The organism is Nocardia sp. NPDC005978 (genome assembly GCF_040614455.1).
GTDB lineage: Bacteria > Actinomycetota > Actinomycetes > Mycobacteriales > Mycobacteriaceae > Nocardia.
On the sequence record NZ_JBEXUS010000039.1, the window covers coordinates 18,325 to 37,927 of the forward strand.

The window sequence follows — 19,603 nt, forward strand, 5'->3', positions numbered from 1 at the left end:
CGGGATTGACCCCGGACAGCGCGACGGCGCGGGTGCGCTGCTCGATACGCCCCCGCGCCGTTGCCGGTCGCGCTACTGCTTCCAGGTCAGGGTGATGCCCTGGGACGCGAGCCAGCCCTCGAGGCTGTGCCCGTGCGCGGCGATGCCGTCGATGGTGGTGGTGGCGGTCTCGATGGCGCGCTGGGCCTGGCCGAGTTCGAGATAGCCGGCGGCGTGTGCGGCCAGTAGTTCGTCCACGTCCAGGAGTTCGACCTCGCGGGCGGTGCGCACCACCAGATCGAGGTAGTGATCCTCGGAGGTCCACTGCTGCGGGCTCACCTGAACGAACTCGCCGATATCGATGTAGTAGTCCTGATCGCGCAGGTTTCCGGGGGTGAAATGGAAGATGGTGGCGCGAATGGACAACCGTGGCAGCAGCCAGGATTCGATGTAGTGGAACTCCGGATGGTCCGACGGGCGCGCCATGTAAAGTCCCCAGGGTTCGGCGTGATACCGCTCGACGTGGCGGACGAAACCCTTCGGGTCGATATTGGTGAGCTCATCGACGTTGAAGTGCTCCACCTTCGGTCGGTGCAGGTCTACGGTCGGCGCCTGAGTCATGCGAACAGCATCGCGCGTCGGGGGTTCGGCGTCCAGGGGAGTGTGGCCGAATCGCGGGCAGAAACCGCGAGTTCAGCAATTTCCCGGGAAATTTTCCGGAAAAAGCCAATGTGAAACACTGCCTTCCGTTACGGTGCGGCTACCCACGTTGACGTGGGGGAGTTCAACCAAAGGGAAGTACTACGCATGAATTCTCAGAGCGTCCGTGCTCGCCGGGCCGGGGTTGGCGTCACCGCCTTCGGTGCGATGGCTTGCACCGTCATTCTTGCCGCGCCGCAGGCCAGCGCCTGGGTCGGAGATGTTGCGGTCTCCGGGTCCAACCACAAGGCCGGTTGCAGCTACACCGTGACCGCCTCGGTCGAGGTCGACCGCCTCTCGTCGGTGAAGTTCACCGACAACGGCAAGGACATTCCGGGCAGCCCGGTCTCGCCGTCGCTGCTCAGCAACAAGGTGACGATCAAGTGGACCCCGGACTCCGCGGGCGCGCACAAGATCGAGGCACGGCAGCTGCTGATCAGCGACTCGATCACCGTGCAGGTGGCGGCCGGCACCGGCACCGGCAGCCTGGGCTGCGGCGGCGGCCTCGGCGATCTGCTGCCGAGCCTGTCCGCGGGCTAGACCGCGCGCGGCTCGAAAGGCGAACGCCGCGAGCCGAACCGAACGAAGCCGAAGCCACCCGGGACGAGCGCGAGCCGAACCGGGTGGCTTTCGCTTGCCGCCACCCCCCGCGGTCAGAGCCAGGTGAGCTGGAGCCCCTGGGCCGCGAGCCAGCGGTCGACATCGTGCCCGTAACCCGCGATGCCGTCGACCACCCGGCTGGCGTGCTCGATGACCCGGTGGGTGTGCGCGGTGTCGAAATACCCCGCCGCGTGCGCGGTCAGCAGCTCGTCGATGCCGAGCAGCTCGGGCACCTGCCCCGGCCGCGCCACCACGTGCAGATAGTGCCCCTCGGCCCGCCAGCGCTTGGGTCCGACCGGGCCGTAGTCCCCGATGTCGAGGTAGTAGGTCTGCGCGCGATCGTGGCCCGGCCGCAGGTGATAGACGCTGGCTCGCAGCGAAAGTTGCGGCAGCAGCCAGGATTCGATGTATCGGAACCGTGGATTGTCCACGATCCGCTCCATGTACAGCCCCCACGACTCGGCGTGCAGCCGCTCGACCTGGTGCACGTACCCGTGATGGTCGGTCCAGGACAGCTCGGCCAGATTGAAGAACTCGAGTCTGGGCCGATGCGGCCGCGCGCCCGGCAGGACACGTCTCGATTCCCGGGGACCCGATCCGTTGGTGGAATTCCCCTGTGGCGTATGCAGACTGGTCATCTCGCCTCGCCTCGTCTCGACGTGCTGGAACCAGATCAGGTTACGCCCGCCACGCCCCCGCACAACCCCCGTGAGAAGACCGGAATCCGAGCGCAACAAACTCGGAACACCCCCCGAACTCCCTTGTTAGAAAACACATTTCAGACAATCAAGACATCCCCCATGCCAATACAAACCCCCACCCAACCCAAAGTAATCCACCCCCCACAACACAGCAATCCCCACCCTCGAAACCCCCCAAATCAAGCAATGCTTTGACCCCCGAGCCCCCACGAAGCAAGCAATGCCTGATTTCGTAAGGATCGGGGTAACTCCCGGGGCACCCCCAAAATCGTCGCGCCTCCCCACCGAGTCACGCGTCCCCAACGGCCAACGGCTCCCAAGCCGTGCGCCAAAGTCCCGGGGAGGCGGTTCTGTCGGTGGGGGGCTCTAGGCTGGTGAACATGGCTTTTGCAACCGAGATCCCGGAAGATCGGCCGCTGGCGCACTCCGAACATCGGCCCATCGGTGATATCGAGCGCACCGAAGCCCGGTTCCAGGTGGTCAGCGAGCACAAACCCGCCGGTGACCAGCCGGCGGCCATCGCCGAGCTGGAGAAGCGCATCAACGGCGGCGAGCGCGATGTGGTGCTGCTGGGCGCCACCGGCACCGGCAAGTCGGCCACCACGGCCTGGCTCATCGAGAAGCTGCAGCGCCCGACCCTGGTGATGGCGCCCAACAAGACGCTGGCCGCGCAGCTGGCCAACGAGCTGCGCGAGATGCTGCCGAACAACGCGGTCGAGTACTTCGTCTCGTACTACGACTACTACCAGCCCGAGGCGTACATCGCGCAGACCGATACCTACATCGAGAAGGACAGCTCGATCAACGACGACGTCGAGCGGCTGCGGCATTCGGCCACCTCGAGTCTGCTGTCGCGGCGCGATGTCGTCGTGGTCGCGTCGGTGTCGTGCATCTACGGTCTGGGCACCCCGCAGTCCTATCTCGATCGTTCGGTGCAGCTCGACGTCGGCGCCGAGGTGGACCGCGACAAGCTGTTGCGGCTGCTGGTCGACGTGCAGTACACCCGCAACGACATGTCCTTCACCCGGGGCAGTTTCCGCGTGCGCGGCGACACGGTCGAGATCATTCCCTCGTACGAGGAGCTGGCGATCCGCATCGAGTTCTTCGGTGACGAGATCGAGGCGCTGTACTACCTGCATCCGCTCACCGGTGACGTGGTGCGCAAGGTGGATATGGTCCGCATTTTCCCGGCCACCCACTATGTCGCGGGTCCCGAGCGCATGGAACGCGCGGTCAACGATATCGAGGCCGAACTAGAGCAGCGGCTGGCCGAATTGGAGAAGCAGGGCAAACTTCTGGAAGCGCAGCGTTTGCGCATGCGCACCCAATACGACCTGGAAATGATTCGGCAGGTCGGTTTCTGCTCCGGCATCGAGAATTATTCGCGGCATATCGACGGTCGTGGCGCGGGCACCGCACCGGCCACCCTCATCGATTATTTCCCCGATGATTTCCTGCTCGTCATCGACGAATCACATGTGACGGTCCCGCAGATCGGCAGCATGTACGAGGGCGATATGTCGCGCAAGCGGAATCTGGTGGAATTCGGATTCCGGCTGCCGTCCGCGGTCGACAACCGACCGCTCACCTGGGAGGAGTTCGCCGACCGCATCGGGCAGACCGTGTATCTGTCGGCGACCCCGGGCAAATACGAATTGGGCCAGAGCGGCGGCGAATTCGTCGAACAGGTCATTCGCCCGACGGGTCTGGTCGATCCGCACGTGGTGGTCAAGCCGACCAAGGGCCAGATCGACGATCTGGTGCACGAGATCCGGCTGCGCACCGAACGCGACGAACGCGTGCTGGTCACCACCCTGACCAAGAAGATGTCCGAGGACCTCACCGACTATCTACTCGGGCTCGGCATCCGCGTGCGGTACCTGCATTCGGAGATCGACACGCTGCGGCGCGTGGAGCTGCTGCGGCAGCTGCGCCTGGGCGAGTACGACGTCCTGATCGGCATCAACCTGCTGCGTGAGGGCCTGGACCTGCCCGAGGTCTCGCTCGTGGCCATTCTGGACGCGGACAAGGAAGGGTTCCTGCGCAGCGGGACCAGCCTGATCCAGACCATCGGCCGCGCGGCCCGCAATGTGTCCGGCGAGGTGCACATGTATGCGGACAAGATCACCGATTCGATGCAGCACGCCATCAGCGAGACCGAGCGCCGGCGCGCGAAGCAGGTCGCGTACAACGAGGAACGCGGCATCGACCCCAAGCCGCTGCGCAAGAAGATCGCCGACATTCTCGACACCGTCTACCGCGAGGCCGAGGACTCCGAGGCGGTGGAGGTCGGCGGCTCCGGCCGCAATGCCAGCCGCGGCCGCCGCGCGCAGGGCGAGCCCGGCCGCGCGGTGAGCGCGGGGGTGTACGAGGGCCGCGACATCAAGTCCATGCCGCGCGCCGAACTGGCCGACCTGGTCAAGGACATGACCGCGCAGATGATGAACGCGGCGCGTGAGCTGCAGTTCGAGCTCGCCGGTCGCCTGCGCGACGAGATCGCCGATCTGAAGAAGGAGCTGCGCGGCATGGACGCTGCCGGTCTGCAGTGAACGGGTCCGGCCGGCCCCGAACCTCCCGGGGAGCAAGCGCTCCCCGAGGCGGTGCGGGTTCAGCCCTGCCGGGCCAGCCACTCGTCGACGCGGCGTTCGGCCTCTTCGCGGGACACGTCCTCGACGCGGGTCATGACGATCCAGCGGTGACCGAAGGGGTCCATGACCCGGCCGAACCTGTCGCCGGTGACGAAGGTCTGCGGCTCGTCCACGTGGCGTGCGCCGTGCTCGACCGCGAGTTTCGCGACGGCGTCGACATCGGGGCAGTAGTGCACGACGCTGCTGTGCACCCAGCCCGCCTCGGGCGCGCGCACGCCCTCGTCCGGCATGGGCACGCCGACCTGGATGGTGGAATCGCCGATCAGCAGTTCGGCGTGCGCGGCCTGGCCGTCGGGCAGATCATTGCGGCTGAGTACGGCCGCACCGAAGACGGCGGAGTAGAAGTCGATGGCGGCGTTCGGGTCCGGGACCGCCAGGAAGCAGGTGATGGAGTGGTAGTTCGCGGGGATGGGATGCACTGTTTCGCTCATGGGAAGAACTCTGCTCCGCACCGGCTTCGTGGTCTTGTAGGAATGCGACAGGCCCCCGATGCCCGGCCCTGAGCGCCCGCACCCCGCACCGCGGACCCCGCCCGTCGGCCCGAATTCCCCGGCGGGCGGCCGCAATTCGCGCCCTGTTCCCGGTCCCGAGTCCGCGGCGGGAGGTCGCGGCCCACACGCCGACTTCGGCCCTGAGCGCCCGGTAGCCGTACGCGGCCCACACGCGGACTCCGGCCCGAATCCCGCCGTCCCGGTTCCGGGCACGTTCGCCCCGCGCCCGGTGCCGCCGCCGGAAACCGCGAAAGGCATTCTGCGACCCCGGGAGCAGGCCGCGGTCAACAACCACGCCCGGCTAGCGGCAGGGGAGCGGGTGTCCCGCTACGTCGAGTGGTACTGGGCGGTGCGCTGGGATCGGCGCGGCCTCGAGCCCTACTACGCCGAGGTACTGCCGTTCCCGGCGGTGAACGTGACCTTCGAGAACACCCGGGAGCGGCTCGGGGGCTTCGTCTCCGGGGTGTGGACCACCAAGTACGTCCGCGAATTGGCCGAGGCGGGTGAGACATTCGGGGTCAAGTTCCTGGCGGGCGGCTTCGGCGCGTTCACCGGGATGGATGTGGGCGCCCTGCGTGATCGGGCGGTCCCGCTGACCGAGGTCTTCCCCGAGGCGGCGGGCCTGGCCGAGGCGGTGCTGGCCGAGCCGGAACTCGAACAGCGCCGCACGCTCGTCGAGGACTTCCTGGCCGGCATCGCCGAGCGGCGCGCGGTGACCGACGACGCGCCGTACCGGCAGGTGCTGACGATCATCGACGCCATGGCGCAGGACCGCGAGCTCACCCGGGTCGACCAGGTCACCGAGCGTTTCGACATTCCGGTCCGCACCCTGCAACGGCTGTTCCGCCGCTACGTGGGCACGACCCCGAAGGCCGTGCTGCGCCGCTACCGCCTGCAGGACGGCGCGCATCTGCTGGCGCAGGGCCGCACGTCGGACCTGGCCGCGCTGGCGCTCGACCTGGGCTACTTCGATCAAGCGCACTTTTCGCGCGAGTTCGGCCAGGAAATCGGAATTTCTCCGCTGGAATACGCCCGCGCCTCGCTACTGTCCTGAGATATTGGGAATAAGGAAGTCGCACGACCAGTTGGTTGCCATGTCACCTACTGGCAGAGTCGATCAACCGAGGAGTGAGCCATGGTGGATGTGCTGGTTTTGATCGGGCGGATCCTGTTCGCCGCGTTGTTCCTGGGCTCAGCGATGGGCCATCTCACCAAAGCCGACGCGATGGCGCAGTACGCGCAGTTCCGCGGCGTGCCCTCGCCCAAGCTCGCGGTCATCGGTTCGGGTGTGCTGCTGCTGGTCGGCGGGCTGAGCGTGCTGTTCGGCGTCTGGGCCGATCTCGGCGCGCTGCTGCTGGTGATCTTCCTGCTCCCGACGGCCTTCCTCATGCACCCGTTCTGGAAGGAGACCGATCCCGAGGCGAAGCAGACCGAGATGATCAGCTTCAACAAGGATGTCGCGCTCGCCGGTGCGGCGCTCATGCTCTTCGCCTTCTTCTCCGCGGCGGGCCACTGCCTCGGATTGACGCTCACCGGACCGCTTTTCAACCTCTGACCGATCGGCGCGCTAGTATTGCGCGGCATTGTGATCGGCCACAACGAAGAGGAGCGCATGAACATCATGAGCGTGATTCTCGGCTGGTTCTGGGCCGACTATCACCAGCGGTGAGTGGGTAGCGGTTGTATTTCCGGCCCATCCGGTGCGTGTCGAGCACCGGATGGGCCGATCCGTTTCATCCGGGCGTTTCCGGGCAGGAAACACCGCTTGTGACCAATATCCCAGGCGCGCAATAGGGTTGACGTTTTACGCCGTCTCCCGGCGGCCAATGGAAATTCGCTGGTAGCCGGGGTCCGTTCGGTATCCGCGCGCGGAATGTGTGCTGCGTCCGATGCGCCACGCGAGTGTGATGTGTTGCCATATCGAAAATTTCCGTCGGATATGCCGCTATTGTCAGGCGCAGTCGCCGCCGACTCATCCGCAGCACGCGGGCGTCGCGGCCCCCGACCCTTGTACTTGGAGGAGAGAATGACCGCCTACCGGACGATCGTCGTCGGTACCGATGGCTCGGACTCGTCGTATGTCGCCGTCGAGCGGGCTGCGGCGCTGGCCGGTGAGGGCTCGACGTTGTACATCGCCTGCGCCTACTACCCGACCGACGACCGCGATGTCGCCGCGGCCGCCGACGTGCTCAAGGAAGAGGCCTACCAGGTCCGCGGCTCGGCCCCGACCAGTGAGATCCTGCGCGTGGCACGCGATCGCGCCGCCGCCGCGGGCGCCGCGAACATCGTGGAGAAGGCGGTGGTCGGCGAGCCCGTCGAGTCGCTGCTGCACCTGCTCAAGGAGGTGGACGCCGATCTGCTCGTGGTCGGCAACCGCGGCCTGAACACCCTCGCGGGCCGGCTGCTCGGCTCCGTGCCCTCGGACGTGGCCCGCAAGTCGCGCAGCGACGTGCTGATCGTGCACACCGTGCGCTGAGTCCCCGTACGCCGAAGCGGCCGTGACCACTTGGTCACGGCCGCTTTCGCGTTCGCGGGGCGAACCCCGCTGCTACGCGGTGGTTCCGGCGTCCGCGATCTTGCCGAGCACCGGCGGCAGGTCGGCGGTGTGCACGACCGTCAGGCGCTGGGTCGCACGGGTCAGGGCCACGTACAGATCGTTCATGCCGCGCGGGGACTCCGCGAGCACGCGCTGCGGCTCGACCAGGATCACCGCGTCGAACTCCAGCCCCTTGACGTCGTGCACGGTCAGCACCCTGGCCGAATCATCGGCCGCGTCGGCCAATTCCGGCGCGAGGTCGTGCGGCACGATGATCGCGGTGGTGCCCGGGTGCGCCGCCTCGGCCGCGACGTGCCGCGCCACCTCGGCGGTCAGTTCCGCGGCGGCCACGCGGTGGGCGGCGGGGGTGAAGCCGGATTCGCGGATCGAGCGCGGGATCGACATGCCCGGATCGATCTCGGCCAGCACGTCGGCGGCGATGGCCATGATCTCGGCGGGGGTGCGGTAGTTGACGGTCAGCTCGGTGAGCTTCCAGCGTTTGGCCACATAGGGTTCCAGCACCTGCTGCCAGGACGCCGCGCCGGCCGGGTCGCCGGTCTGGGCGACGTCGCCGACGGCGGTGATCCAGCGATTGGGGATGCGGCGCATGACCATTCGCCAGGCCATCTCCGAGAGCTCCTGCGCCTCATCGACGATGACGTGCCCGTAGGTCCAGGTCCGGTCCCCGGCGGCGCGCTCGGCGGTGGTCTGGCTGGTGCGGACCTGCTGGCGTTCGGCGAGCTGGCTCGCGTCGATGAGGTCGTAGGCCATGAGCAGTTCCGGGTCCAGGTCGTCCTCGAGATCCTGTGGCGCGGAACCGGTCAGGATGTCCAGGGCGTCCTGCGCCTCGGCGAGCTGGGCACGCCAGCGCCGGCGCGAGCGTTCGCGTTCCTCGCTGTCGTCGATGCCGAGCAGTTCGGCGAGCTCGTCCAGCAGGGGCGCGTCGGCGTCGGAGAACTCGCCGCTGTCGGTGCGCTGCAGTTCGGCGCGGTCCTCGGCGCCGAGGTTCCCCGCGGCGTTGGCCAGGCGGCGGGCATCGGCCCACAGTCCGCCGAGCACGTCCTGCGGGGTGAGCAGCGGCCACAGTCCGGCGATGGCGCGCTGGATCTCGGCGTCGGCGCGCATCTCGTCGCGGATCTCGGTGAGATCGGCCTGGCTCAACAGGTTTCGCCCGCCGAGCGGATCGGCGCCGATGAGCTGGGCCAGCTGATCGGTGAGCGCGTCCACGACCCCGGCGGCGAAGATCGGCCGGGCCAGGTTGTGCGGGCGGCGCGAGGAGCGGGCCCGCCCGCGTGCCTTGGTGATGATGCGCCGGTCCAGGGTCAGCTCGCGGCCGTCGAAGTGCAGGCGCACCGGTTCGCGCGGCACGTCCTGCCAGTCGCGGACCGCCTTCTTGAGCACCTCGAGCATGTCGAGCGAGCCCTTGAGCTCCCCGGCGCGCAGCGAATCCTCCAGTGTCGCGCGCACACCCGGGTACAGGTTGCCGACGGTGGACAGCAGCACGCCGGTCTCGCCGAGCGAGGGGAGCACCTGGCCGATGTAGTCCAGGAAGGTCGAGTTCGGCCCGATGATGAGCACGCCGGCCTTGTCCAGTTGCTGACGGTAGGTGTAGAGCAGGTAGGCCGCGCGGTGCAGCGCCACCGCGGTCTTGCCGGTGCCGGGCCCGCCCTGCACCACGAGCACGCTGCGGTGCTCGGAGCGGATGATCGAGTCCTGTTCGCTCTGAATCGTTTCCACGATGTCGTTCATGTGTCCGGTGCGGGCGGCGTTGAGCGCGGACAGCAGCGCGCTCTCGCTGCCTACGCCGCCGGCGCCGTCGATCACGCCGTCGCGCTGCGCCGCGCCGAGATCGAGGTACTCGTCGTTGACTGCGGTGACCTTGCGGTTGCGCGAGCGAATGTGCCGGCGCCGCGTCACCCCGTCCGGGGCGGCGGTGGTGGCGAGGTAGAACGGGCGTGCCATGGGCGCGCGCCAGTCCAGCAGCAGGGTCTCGTAATCGGACTGCTCGTCCAGGATGCCGATGCGGCCGATGTACCGGCGTTCGCCCTCACCGGCCGCGCCCGCCTGGCCGTCGCCGTTGCCCGTGGCCGCCCGGCCGTTGCCGTTGCTCACCCGGCCGTTGCTCCCCGGGCCGGCGGCGGGTCCCGCGTCCTCCTCGGCGCTCTCGGCGAGATCGATTCGCCCGAAACACAATCCGTGTTCGGCGGCGTCGTACTTCGATAGGTCCTCGGAGTACAGCTGGGTGAACGACTCGCGCTCACTGCGGGCCTGCGGCGTGCCCCCGGTCTCGAGCAGCACGGTCCGCAGCCGCCGCTGCGCGTACTCGCGCATGCCGTCGAGCCGCTCGTACAGCAGGGTCAGGTGCCGCTGTTCGGCTTCCAGGTCCGCCGTCGGTTCGGCATCGGATCCGGATACGGATCGCTCCTGCGTGAGGTCGGGCAAAACGGAACTCCTTGTCACCACACCGGTCGCCGGGCAGGGCGCGCGCACCATCGAGAACAGAGTTGTCGAGTCTAGTTCGCGTTCGCCCGCCGCGCCGTATCGGCTGCTCGTGGCGTGACGAGCGGCTCAGGACGCGTGGGTCGAGTCGCTGCGGCGGCTCAGGGCGCTGTCCCGGTGGCCGGGGGGTTTGGCCCGGTACATCGCGATGTCGGCGTCGTGCAGGACGGCCTCGGGAGTGCGGCCGTCACCCGGGTGCAGCGGGGTGATGCCGATCGAGGCGTTCACCTGGATGCGGTGGCCGCGGGCGATGATCGGTTCGGCCATGGTGGTGCGCAGGCGGGTGACCAGGGTTTCCAGGTCCTCGCCCAGGGTGCGGCCGGACAGCAGGACCAGGAACTCGTCGCCGCCGATGCGCCCGACGATGTCGTCCGAGCGCAGGCCGCGCTGCAGGCGCTGGGCCACGATCTGCAGCACCGTGTCGCCGATGGCGTGCCCGAGGGTGTCGTTGATGGCCTTGAAGCCGTCCAGGTCGATGAACAGCACCGTGGACACCGGCAGATCCTCGCTGGTGCCCAGGGCCGCGGCGAGCCGGGACAGCACCAGCGCCCGATTGGCCAGCCCGGTGAGCGGGTCGTGGGTGGCCTGGTACTCCAGTTGCCTTCGGCTGGCCCGGAATTCGGTGATGTCGTTGAAGGAGGAGACGGCCGCGGAGTTGGGATCCTCCGGATTGAGCAGCCGGCTGCTGGCCGAGAGCCAGCGGCGCTGCCCGTCGGGCCGGTCGACGCCGAACACGAAGCGGGTCACCGTCTCCCCGGTGGCCAGGGTCCGCATGACGGGGTACCAGGACTGCGGCATAGGCTGGGCGTTGGCATCGAGCAGCGCGAGCGGGATGTCGTCGATGCGGGTGCCGACCAGATCGTCGGCGTCGTAGCCGAAGATGCGGCGCGCGGCCGGATTGGCCGATTCGATGCGGCCCTCCCGGTCGATCACCACCACCCCTTCCTCGAGTTGGGAGACGACCGTGGCGAAGAATTGCTCGGCGCGTTCCTGCGCGGCCTCGGCGGCGCGCTGCGGGGTCAGATCGTGCAGGACCACCTGGTAGGCGAGGTGTTCGTGCCAGGCGGTGAGCACCGAGACGGTTTCCACGTCCACGGTGCGGCCGTCCAGGCGCAGCAGCGTCATCTCCGCGGGCACCGAGGCGGTGCCGGCGATGGTGAGACAGCGGATCCGCTCGAGCATCGGCGTGAGCGAGGCCGGATGGACGAACTTGGTGATGGGCTGGCCGACGATGTCGTCGGTGGTCTCGGCCGCGAGCAGGCGCACGGTGGCCGGGTTGGCGTAGACGATGACGCCGCGCTCGTGGACGACCACGGCGTCGGGGCTGTATTCCACCAGGGTCCGGTACCGCTGGGCCAACTGCTCAGCATCGGTCGGAGCATTTGCCCGATCGTTACCCACCACCTCTTGCACCCCCTGATCGTCGTCATGAAGCGTCGATGGAGCCCGGCACCATTATGTTGTCGGCGAGGTTGCTGTGACACCCTGCCGACCTGTATTGAATCAATCACAGTCCCGCACAGCATCGGGCGGCATTTGACGATCATTACAGGCACCGGCTCTGGAAGGAGCGATGCTCATGGCTGGCACCATCCCCATCCCGAATACCGAAGAACAGCACCAAGATCATATGACCATCGCCGGAATCGGTGCGGTGACCGGGTACGGCTGGGGTCGTGAAGCTCTGTGGGAAGGTTTGCTGAGCGGTAAGCCCGCCGCTCGGCTCTTTCCAGGGTACGGCCCCGAACGTGATCGGCACGGTTGGGTTGCCCGCGTGCCGGACGGTGGGGACGCGGAGCTGGGGCCGAGCCGATACGCGCGGGCCGCGCAGCAGTCGGTGCGCGAGGCCGTGGCCGATGCCGCGGCGCGCGGCTGGCGGCCGGGCCGGACGGTCGGTCTGCTGCACGCCATCGTCCTGGGGGATGTGTCCGAATGGCGAGATTTCTACCTGGTCGACGGCGGGCAGCGGCGCTCGCGCGACTACATGCGATTACTTCCCTCGACCGTGGTGTCGATGCTGATGCAGGAGTTCGGCTTTCACGGTCCGTCCATGAACGTCTCGGCCGCGTGCTCCTCGGCCAACGTCGCCATGATCACCGCACAGCTGTGGCTGGCACAGGGTTTCGCCGACGACGTGATCGTGGTGGCCACCGATCTGTCCGCGACCCCCGACATGGTCGAGCACTTCGTGGCCCTGGGCGCCGCGGTCACCGACGACGAACCGCTCAGCGCGTGCCGTCCGTTCCAGCAGGGCAGCCGCGGGTTCAGCATGGGCGAGGCCGCGACCGCGTTCGTGGTGACCCGCGCGGCCGATCGGCCCTACGCCGCGGTCCTGGGCGGCGCCATGTCGAACGACGGCTATCACGTCGTGTCGGTCGAACCCAGCCACGAGCACATCTTCGAATGCGTGCGCCGCGCACTGGCCGGCGCCGGCGTGCGGCCCGAGGAGATCGCGTACCTGAACGCGCACGGCTCGGGCACCGAACAGTGCGACGACGCCGAAACCGCGCTGCTGGCGGACATGTTCGCGGACCGGCCGCTGGTGTGCGCGACCAAACCGCTGACCGGGCACTGCCAGGGCGCGGCCGCCGGGGTGGAGGTGGCGGCGATCGCCATGGGGTACGAACGCGGCCTGGTGATCTCGTCCCCGATCGTGGCGCCCGCGCATCCGCGGCTGCTCGACGGGGTGGCCGTCGGCGGCGACGGCATCACCCTCAAGACCTCGCTCGGTATGGGCGGGCACAATTCGGCGCTGGTGCTCGGGCCGGTGGACTGACCCGCGCGACCCGTCCCCGTGTCAGTGCAGCGGCACGGACCAGTGCAGTTTGGTGCCGGTCTCCTCGCCGTCGCGGCGCGGATAGACCGCGAGCCTGCCGCCGGACTCCTCGGCGCGGGTGGCGAGATTGGTCAGCCCGCTGGGGGTGATGTCGTCGGCGATGCCGCAACCGTTGTCGGCCACCACGATGGTGAGATCGTCCGCGACCCCGATGTCGATGGTGATGGTGCTGGCCCCCGAGTGCCGCACCGCGTTGCTGACCGCCTCGCGCACCACGGCTTCGGCGTGATCGGCGAGCCCGGGCTCGACCACCGAGAGCGGGCCGGTGATGTGCATGAGCGCGCGGATCTCGCTGTCGGTGGTCTGCTGTTTCACCGCGCGTTCGATGCGCTGGCGCAGCCGGGTGCTGTGCCCGTTGCCGCCGTGCAGATCGAAGATCGAGGTGCGGATCTCCTCGACCACGTCCTGTAGATCGTTGATGGTGTCGCTCAGGCGCTGGCGCACCTCGGGAACGCGGGCGCGCGGCACGGTGCCCTGCAGCGAGAGTCCGATGGCGAACAGCCGCTGAATGACGTGATCGTGCAGATCGCGGGCGATGCGGTCGCGATCGGTGAGGATGTCGAGTTCGCGCATGCGCCGCTGGGCCACCGCCAGCTGCATGGCCACCGCGGCCTGATCGGTGAAGGCGGCGATGAGCTCCACCAATTCGTCGGTATACGGCGCGGATTCGGCCGAGCGCACGATGATGAGCACGCCCATGGTGGAGTCGGGGGTGTGCAGCGGCAGCACCAGTGCCGGGCCGATGTCGTCGATGGGGATGCCGAGATCGATGTGGCGGGCGTCGTCGAAGCGCAGCGGGGTGCGGGTGGTCAGGGCCTGCCCGACCGCCGCGTCGACGGTGCGCACGATGGCCGCGTCCGGTCCGGCCGCGGGCGCGGCGGGACCGGACCACTGGGCCACGACGAGTTCGGTGACCTCCTCGGGCGGGGTGTCGGTGTCGGCGACCACGGCCAGCAGCGCGCGCTGGGAGGCGGTGAGTTCGCGGGCGTGCTCCACCACGTGCGCCAGCACCTGGTTGGGATCGGTGTCGGCCAGGAATTCGGTGGCGATGTCGCGGGTGGCCTCGATCCAGGCCTGGCGGGTGCGCGCGGATTCGTACAGTCGCGCGTTGTCGACCGCGATGCCGGCCGCGGCCGCCAGGGCCTGCATGAGGACCTCGTCGTCCTCGGTGAAGGGGTGCCCGCCGGATTTCTCGGTGAGATACAGGTTTCCGAAGAGTTCGCCGCGAATGCGCACGGGCACACCGAGAAAGGTGTGCATGGGCGGATGCTGCGGCGGGAAGCCCACCGAGGCCGGATGCCGGGTGAGATCGTCCAGCCGGACCGGTTGCGCCTTGCTCAGCACCAGCCCCAGCACGCCGTGGCCCTCGGGCAGATCGCCGATGAGCATGCGCGTCTGATCGTCGATGCCGTGGTAGATGAACTGGTTGAACTGCTGATCGTGCCCGCGCACCCCGAGCGCGCCGTACCGGGCGTCGACCAGGCTGGTGGCCGCGCGCACGATGGTGCGCAGCGTTTGATCCAGGTCGAGCCCGGAGGTGACCGCGAGCATCGCCTCGACCAGTCCGTCGATGCGATCGCGCGCGTCGATGATCTGCTCGACGCGGTCTTTGACCTCGGTCAGCAATTCTCGTAATCGCAACTGCGACAACGTGTCACGTACCGAATAGGGTCCGGTGCGAGTGGTGTCGTGCATGGTAGTCCTGGTGTCCGGCGGGCGCGCACACAGCACGGTGGATACTACGCTCGGCACGATTGCCGAAGGGTTGTTACGCCGAACGTGACCGTCTCGTACGGTGTTTCGTCGTCCGCGCGGTATCGGCGACCACACCCCACGCACGCCGCCGCGCCAGCAGCGCGGCCCCGGCGCGATTGTCCAGCAGTGAGCGGCCCGCGCCGATTTCCCTGATGGCCGAGGCCAATTCCATGCCCTTGATGTCCTTCACCACGTAACCGCTGGCCCCGGCGTCCATGGCGGCCATCATGGCCTGCTCGTCGGGATAGGAGGCCAGGATCAGGCAGCGCAGTTTGTCGATGCCGGCCAGCAACTCCCGGCACAGTTCGATGCCGTCGCCGTCGGGCAGCCGCGCGTCCAGCACCGCGACGTCGGGGCGCAGCGCCGGTATTCGCGAGCGCGCCTGGGCGACATCGGCGGCGCCGCCGACCACGGTGAGGGCGGGATCCTGCTCCAGTATCTCGGTGAGTCCGCGGCGGACGGTACCCGGTGCGGTGACGAGGAAGACGGTGATCAAGGCTGCCTCCGTGCTCTCGGTGAAACCAGGGTGCGCAATGTCCCTTCGAACGTAACCCGTGATGGCTCAGGTGAATACGGGCGAAGGTCACTTGTTATCTCGGTGGGGACTTTCGGCCCTGTTTCGTGTTGTGAGGACCGTGATGCCATGAATGCGAGTTGCCGGGTCGGATACGGGAAAGGTGGTTGGCTATGGGCGGGTTGGAAGTGTGGTCCAGTGGCATGGATCCGGATTTCGTTGTCACCACCCAGGGGGCGGTTCCAGCCGCGGAGGTGACGCGGGCGGTGCGCGGGCTCGGGCGGATTCTGCGCAGGCACGGGCTGGATGGACCGGTGCGGGTGCGCCTGCGCTGGCCCGGTGCTGAGGACGGTCCGACCCTGGTGCAGGTGTCGGTCCGGGCGCTGGGGAAGGCGATCCGGGTGCAGGTCGCCGGGCCGGGGCGGTTCGCCACCACGTTCGCGCTGGAACGTCTGGATCTGCGGCTCGGGTGCGAGCCGGAGGTCGCGTCGCGGCCGTGGCCGGATCCGGCGCGGCCGGTGCTGGCGGTGGTCAGCGAGCCGCGCGAGATCGTGCGGCGCAAGGACTGCCGGCTGCGGGTCGCCACCGCGGCGAACGCGGCGCTGGTGCTCGACGCCATGGATTACGACGCGCACCTCTATACCGACGCCGATACGGGTACGGACGCGGTCGTGTGCTGGAGCGGGCCGCTCGGCGCGCGATGCCGGCGCCAGTATCGCGACGCGGTGCCCGCGCTGCTCGAGGACGAGGCCGCGGAGCGGCTGTGCCTGGGCGGGCTGCCGTATCTGTTCTTCACCGATCCCGGCACCCGGCGGGGCAGGCTGCTGTACCGCCGCTTCGACGGCGACCTCACCTTGGTCGCGGCGATCGGGAGCGACGAGCGCCCGCGCGATCGCGGACTGCAGCCGCGCGTGCTCAGCGCCACATGTGTGCGCCGAACCCAGACCGAAGCGCTCACCGAATGGTTCGCCGAGGGCGTGATCGCCGACCGCTGAAACCGCCCGCGACCGGGCGGGAGCCGACACAACAACACAGGGTGTGACCAGCGTCCGAGCCCGCTCGACAGAACTTGTCGGTGGGCACGCCTAGCATGGCTTCGGGGGTAATTCTGGATACCGAACGTTGGAAGGATGGCCGGTGGCGGATCGCCTTACGGTGCGCGGAGCACGGGAACATAACCTCAAAGGGGTCGATCTCGACCTACCCCGTGACAGCCTCATCGTATTCACCGGGCTGTCCGGGTCCGGCAAATCCTCGCTGGCGTTCGACACCATCTTCGCCGAGGGCCAGCGCCGCTATGTCGAGTCGCTCTCGGCGTACGCGCGCCAGTTCCTGGGGCAGATGGACAAGCCGGATGTGGATTTCATCGAGGGGCTGTCCCCGGCGGTTTCCATCGATCAGAAGTCGACCAACCGCAACCCGCGGTCCACGGTCGGCACGATCACCGAGGTCTACGACTATCTACGCCTGTTGTTCGCGCGCGCGGGCACCCCGCACTGCCCGACCTGCGGTCACCTGATCGAGAAGCAGTCGCCGCAGCAGATCGTGGATCAGGTGCTGGCCATGCAGGAGGGCATCAAGTTCCAGGTGCTCGCGCCCGTGGTGCGCACCCGCAAGGGCGAGTTCGTCGATCTCTTCGAATCGCTGCACGGGCAGGGTTATTCGCGCGTGCGGGTCGACGGCGTGGTGTATCCGCTGACCGAACCGCCGAAGCTGAAGAAGCAGGAGAAGCACGACGTCGAGGTGGTCGTCGACCGGCTCGCGGTCAAGCCTGCCTCCAAGCAGCGTCTCACCGATTCGATCGAGACGGCGCTGCGCCTGGCCGACGGCATCGTGGTGCTGGACTTCGTCGATCGCGACGAGCACGCCCATGATCGCGAACGCCGCTTCTCCGAGCGCCTGGCCTGCCCGAACGGGCATCCCCTGGACATCGAGGATCTGGAACCGCGCTCGTTCTCCTTCAACTCGCCCTACGGCGCCTGCCCGGATTGCACGGGTCTGGGCATCCGCAAGGAGGTCGATCCGGACCTGGTGGTGCCGGATCCGGAGTTGAGTCTGGCCGAGGGCGCCATCGCGCCGTGGTCGCGCGGGCAGACCGCCGAATACTTCACCCGGTTGCTGTCGGGTCTGGCCGAGGCCGTCGGCTTCTCCATGGACACCGCCTGGCAGGACCTGCCCGCGAAGGCGCGAAAAGCGGTGCTGGAGGGCAGTTCCGAACAGGTGCACGTCTCCTACGTCAACCGGTACGGCCGCAAGCGTTCGTACTACGCCGATTTCGAGGGCGTGATGCCGTTCCTGCAGCGGCGCATGGAGAACACCGAGTCCGAGGCGATGAAGGACCATTACGACGGGTACATGCGGGACATCCCGTGCCCCGTCTGCAACGGTGCGCGCCTGCGGCCGGAGATTCTCGCGGTCACCCTGAGCGCGGGCGGGCAGGACAAGTCGATCGCCGACATCGCCGATCTGTCGATCGGTGACGCCGCGGACTTCCTGCTGTCGCTGACCCTGGACGATCGCCAGGCCGCCATCGCGGCCCAGGTGGTCAAGGAGATTCAGGCGCGCCTGGGCTTCCTGCTCGATGTCGGCCTGGCGTACCTGAGCCTGGGGCGCGCGGCGGCGACGCTGTCCGGCGGTGAGGCGCAGCGCATCCGGCTCGCGACGCAGATCGGCTCGGGTCTGGTGGGCGTGCTGTACGTGCTGGACGAGCCGTCGATCGGTTTGCACCAGCGCGACAACCGCCGGCTCATCGAGACGCTGACCAGGCTCAAGAGCCTGGGCAACACGCTGATCGTGGTCGAGCACGACGAGGACACCATCCACGCCTCGGACTGGGTGGTCGACATCGGCCCGCTGGCGGGCGAGCACGGCGGCGAGGTCGTGTACTCCGGCCCGTACCCGGGCCTGCTCGAGGATCCGCGATCGCTCACCGGCGCTTACCTTTCCGGGCGCGAGCGAATCGAGGTGCCGCTGATCCGGCGGCCGACCGACAAGAAGAAGCAGCTCACGGTCGTGGGTGCGGTCGAGCACAATCTGCGCGACATTCAGGTGAGCTTCCCGCTCGGGGTGCTCACCGCGGTGACGGGTGTGTCCGGTTCGGGTAAGTCCACGCTGGTCAACGACATTCTCGCGACCGTGCTGGCCAACAAGCTCAACGGCGCGCGGCAGGTGCCCGGGCGGCACACGCGCATCAACGGTCTCGATCATCTGGACAAGCTGGTGCAGGTGGACCAGTCGCCGATCGGGCGCACGCCGCGCTCGAATCCGGCGACCTATACGGGCGTGTTCGACAAGATCCGCACCCTGTTCGCGGCCACGACCGAGGCCAAGGTGCGCGGTTACCAGCCCGGCCGGTTCTCCTTCAACGTCAAGGGCGGGCGCTGCGAAGCGTGCTCCGGCGACGGCACATTGAAGATCGAGATGAACTTCCTGCCCGACGTGTACGTGCCGTGCGAGGTCTGCGGCGGTGCGCGCTACAACCGGGAAACCCTCGAGGTGCATTACAAGGGCAAGACCATCGCCGAGGTCCTGGACATGCCGATCGAGGAAGCCGCGGAGTTCTTCGAACCGGTGACCTCGATCCACCGCTACCTCAAGACCCTGGTCGAGGTCGGTCTGGGCTATGTGCGCCTGGGCCAGTCCGCGCCGACGCTGTCGGGCGGTGAGGCCCAGCGCGTGAAGCTGGCCGCCGAGCTCCAGAAGCGCTCGACCGGCCGCACGGTCTACATCCTGGACGAGCCGACCACGGGCCTGCACTTCGAGGACATCCGCAAGCTGCTCAAGGTGATCAACGGCCTGGTCGACAAGGGCAACTCGGTGATCGTGATCGAGCACAACCTCGATGTCATCAAGACCTCGGACTGGGTGATCGACATGGGTCCCGAGGGTGGTTCCGGCGGTGGCATGGTGATCGCCCAGGGCACCCCGGAAGACGTTGCCGCCGAGCCCGACAGCTACACCGGCCAGTTCCTGAAGGAGGTGCTGGAGGCGCCCCCGGCCTCGGCCCCGCGCGCCGTCGCGGCGAAGAAGGCTCCGGCGAAGAAGGCGGCGGCGAAGAAGTCCGCGCCCGAGGCGGCGACCGCGAAGAAGTCGACCGCGGCGGCGAAGAAGACGGCGGCTCCCGCCGACGCCGCCGCCAAGAAGGCCGCCGCCGCCCGCCGCAAGGCAGCGGCGCTGCGCTGAGCGCCGTCCCCACCCCGGCCGCGGCGTTCACCGCTCGGCCGGGCGGGGGAGCGCAACGCCGGGTTCGGTCCGCGATCCGCACACAGGATCTCCACCAATCGATCGACCGATCCGCACACTTTGTTCCTAGGCTCGAAAGTCGACCCGATCACGGGACAGACTG

Annotated in this window: 14 protein-coding genes and 1 pseudogene; 8 read left to right on the forward strand and 7 right to left on the reverse strand. The window is 68.2% G+C overall.

Annotation, left to right across the window (positions count from 1 at the left end; all coding sequences use genetic code 11):
- Positions 1 to 72: 72 nt before the first annotated feature.
- The gene (locus ABZ319_RS19350; protein ID WP_354987801.1) at positions 73 to 600 is read right to left on the reverse strand and encodes a DUF402 domain-containing protein; all 528 of its coding nucleotides are present in this window, start codon (positions 598 to 600) and stop codon (positions 73 to 75) included.
- A 186-nt stretch (positions 601 to 786) separates the two neighbouring features.
- On the opposite strand from ABZ319_RS19350, the gene ABZ319_RS19355 reads away from it, so the two are divergent.
- The gene (locus tag ABZ319_RS19355; protein ID WP_354987802.1) at positions 787 to 1,218 is read left to right on the forward strand and encodes a hypothetical protein; all 432 of its coding nucleotides are present in this window, start codon (positions 787 to 789) and stop codon (positions 1,216 to 1,218) included.
- Positions 1,219 to 1,331: 113 nt separating this feature from the next.
- Here ABZ319_RS19355 and ABZ319_RS19360 read toward each other — a convergent pair whose 3' ends face one another.
- The gene (locus ABZ319_RS19360) at positions 1,332 to 1,916 is read right to left on the reverse strand and encodes a DUF402 domain-containing protein (RefSeq protein WP_354987803.1); all 585 of its coding nucleotides are present in this window, start codon (positions 1,914 to 1,916) and stop codon (positions 1,332 to 1,334) included.
- Positions 1,917 to 2,359: 443 nt separating this feature from the next.
- Between ABZ319_RS19360 and uvrB the strand changes: the two genes are divergently transcribed.
- Positions 2,360 to 4,528 carry an excinuclease ABC subunit UvrB gene (uvrB, locus tag ABZ319_RS19365; RefSeq protein ID WP_354987804.1) on the forward strand — a complete coding sequence of 723 codons (2,169 nt, stop codon included), beginning with the start codon at positions 2,360 to 2,362 and terminating at the stop codon, positions 4,526 to 4,528.
- A 59-nt stretch (positions 4,529 to 4,587) separates the two neighbouring features.
- Here the strand turns inward: uvrB and ABZ319_RS19370 are convergent, their stop codons facing one another.
- Complete coding sequence (locus tag ABZ319_RS19370) at positions 4,588 to 5,058, reverse strand: VOC family protein (protein ID WP_354987805.1); 471 nt, start codon at positions 5,056 to 5,058, stop codon at positions 4,588 to 4,590.
- Between the two features lie 379 nt (positions 5,059 to 5,437).
- Between ABZ319_RS19370 and ABZ319_RS19375 the strand changes: the two genes are divergently transcribed.
- From ABZ319_RS19375 to ABZ319_RS19385, 3 genes are all read left to right on the forward strand, one after another.
- Positions 5,438 to 6,172 (forward strand): helix-turn-helix transcriptional regulator, encoded by a 735-nt coding sequence (locus ABZ319_RS19375; RefSeq protein WP_354987806.1) that lies wholly within the window; start codon positions 5,438 to 5,440, stop codon positions 6,170 to 6,172.
- An 81-nt stretch (positions 6,173 to 6,253) separates the two neighbouring features.
- Complete coding sequence (locus tag ABZ319_RS19380; protein ID WP_354987807.1) at positions 6,254 to 6,673, forward strand: DoxX family protein; 420 nt, start codon at positions 6,254 to 6,256, stop codon at positions 6,671 to 6,673.
- A gap of 471 nt (positions 6,674 to 7,144) precedes the next feature.
- Entirely contained in the window at positions 7,145 to 7,594 is a 450-nt protein-coding gene (locus tag ABZ319_RS19385; protein ID WP_354987808.1) for a universal stress protein, read from the forward strand.
- Positions 7,595 to 7,666: 72 nt separating this feature from the next.
- On the opposite strand, the gene ABZ319_RS19390 is transcribed toward ABZ319_RS19385, so the two are convergent.
- Complete coding sequence (locus ABZ319_RS19390; RefSeq protein ID WP_354987809.1) at positions 7,667 to 10,096, reverse strand: ATP-binding domain-containing protein; 2,430 nt, start codon at positions 10,094 to 10,096, stop codon at positions 7,667 to 7,669.
- Between the two features lie 126 nt (positions 10,097 to 10,222).
- Entirely contained in the window at positions 10,223 to 11,566 is a 1,344-nt protein-coding gene (locus ABZ319_RS19395) for a diguanylate cyclase (RefSeq protein ID WP_354987810.1), read from the reverse strand.
- Positions 11,567 to 11,732: 166 nt separating this feature from the next.
- Here ABZ319_RS19395 and ABZ319_RS19400 point away from each other — a divergent pair, with 166 nt between their 5' ends.
- The gene (locus ABZ319_RS19400; protein ID WP_354987811.1) at positions 11,733 to 12,929 is read left to right on the forward strand and encodes a beta-ketoacyl synthase N-terminal-like domain-containing protein; all 1,197 of its coding nucleotides are present in this window, start codon (positions 11,733 to 11,735) and stop codon (positions 12,927 to 12,929) included.
- 21 nt (positions 12,930 to 12,950) lie between these two features.
- On the opposite strand, the gene ABZ319_RS19405 is transcribed toward ABZ319_RS19400, so the two are convergent.
- Complete coding sequence (locus ABZ319_RS19405; protein WP_354987812.1) at positions 12,951 to 14,684, reverse strand: GAF domain-containing sensor histidine kinase; 1,734 nt, start codon at positions 14,682 to 14,684, stop codon at positions 12,951 to 12,953.
- A gap of 148 nt (positions 14,685 to 14,832) precedes the next feature.
- Positions 14,833 to 15,240: pseudogene (locus tag ABZ319_RS19410) on the reverse strand (response regulator); the annotation flags it as partial.
- Positions 15,241 to 15,431: 191 nt separating this feature from the next.
- Between ABZ319_RS19410 and ABZ319_RS19415 the strand changes: the two are divergent.
- Positions 15,432 to 16,253: a sigma 54 modulation/S30EA ribosomal C-terminal domain-containing protein gene (locus ABZ319_RS19415; protein ID WP_354987813.1), complete on the forward strand. Its 822-nt coding sequence runs from the start codon at positions 15,432 to 15,434 to the stop codon at positions 16,251 to 16,253.
- Positions 16,254 to 16,395: 142 nt separating this feature from the next.
- Positions 16,396 to 19,440 (forward strand): excinuclease ABC subunit UvrA, encoded by a 3,045-nt coding sequence (uvrA, locus tag ABZ319_RS19420; protein WP_354987814.1) that lies wholly within the window; start codon positions 16,396 to 16,398, stop codon positions 19,438 to 19,440.
- Positions 19,441 to 19,603 lie beyond the last annotated feature (163 nt).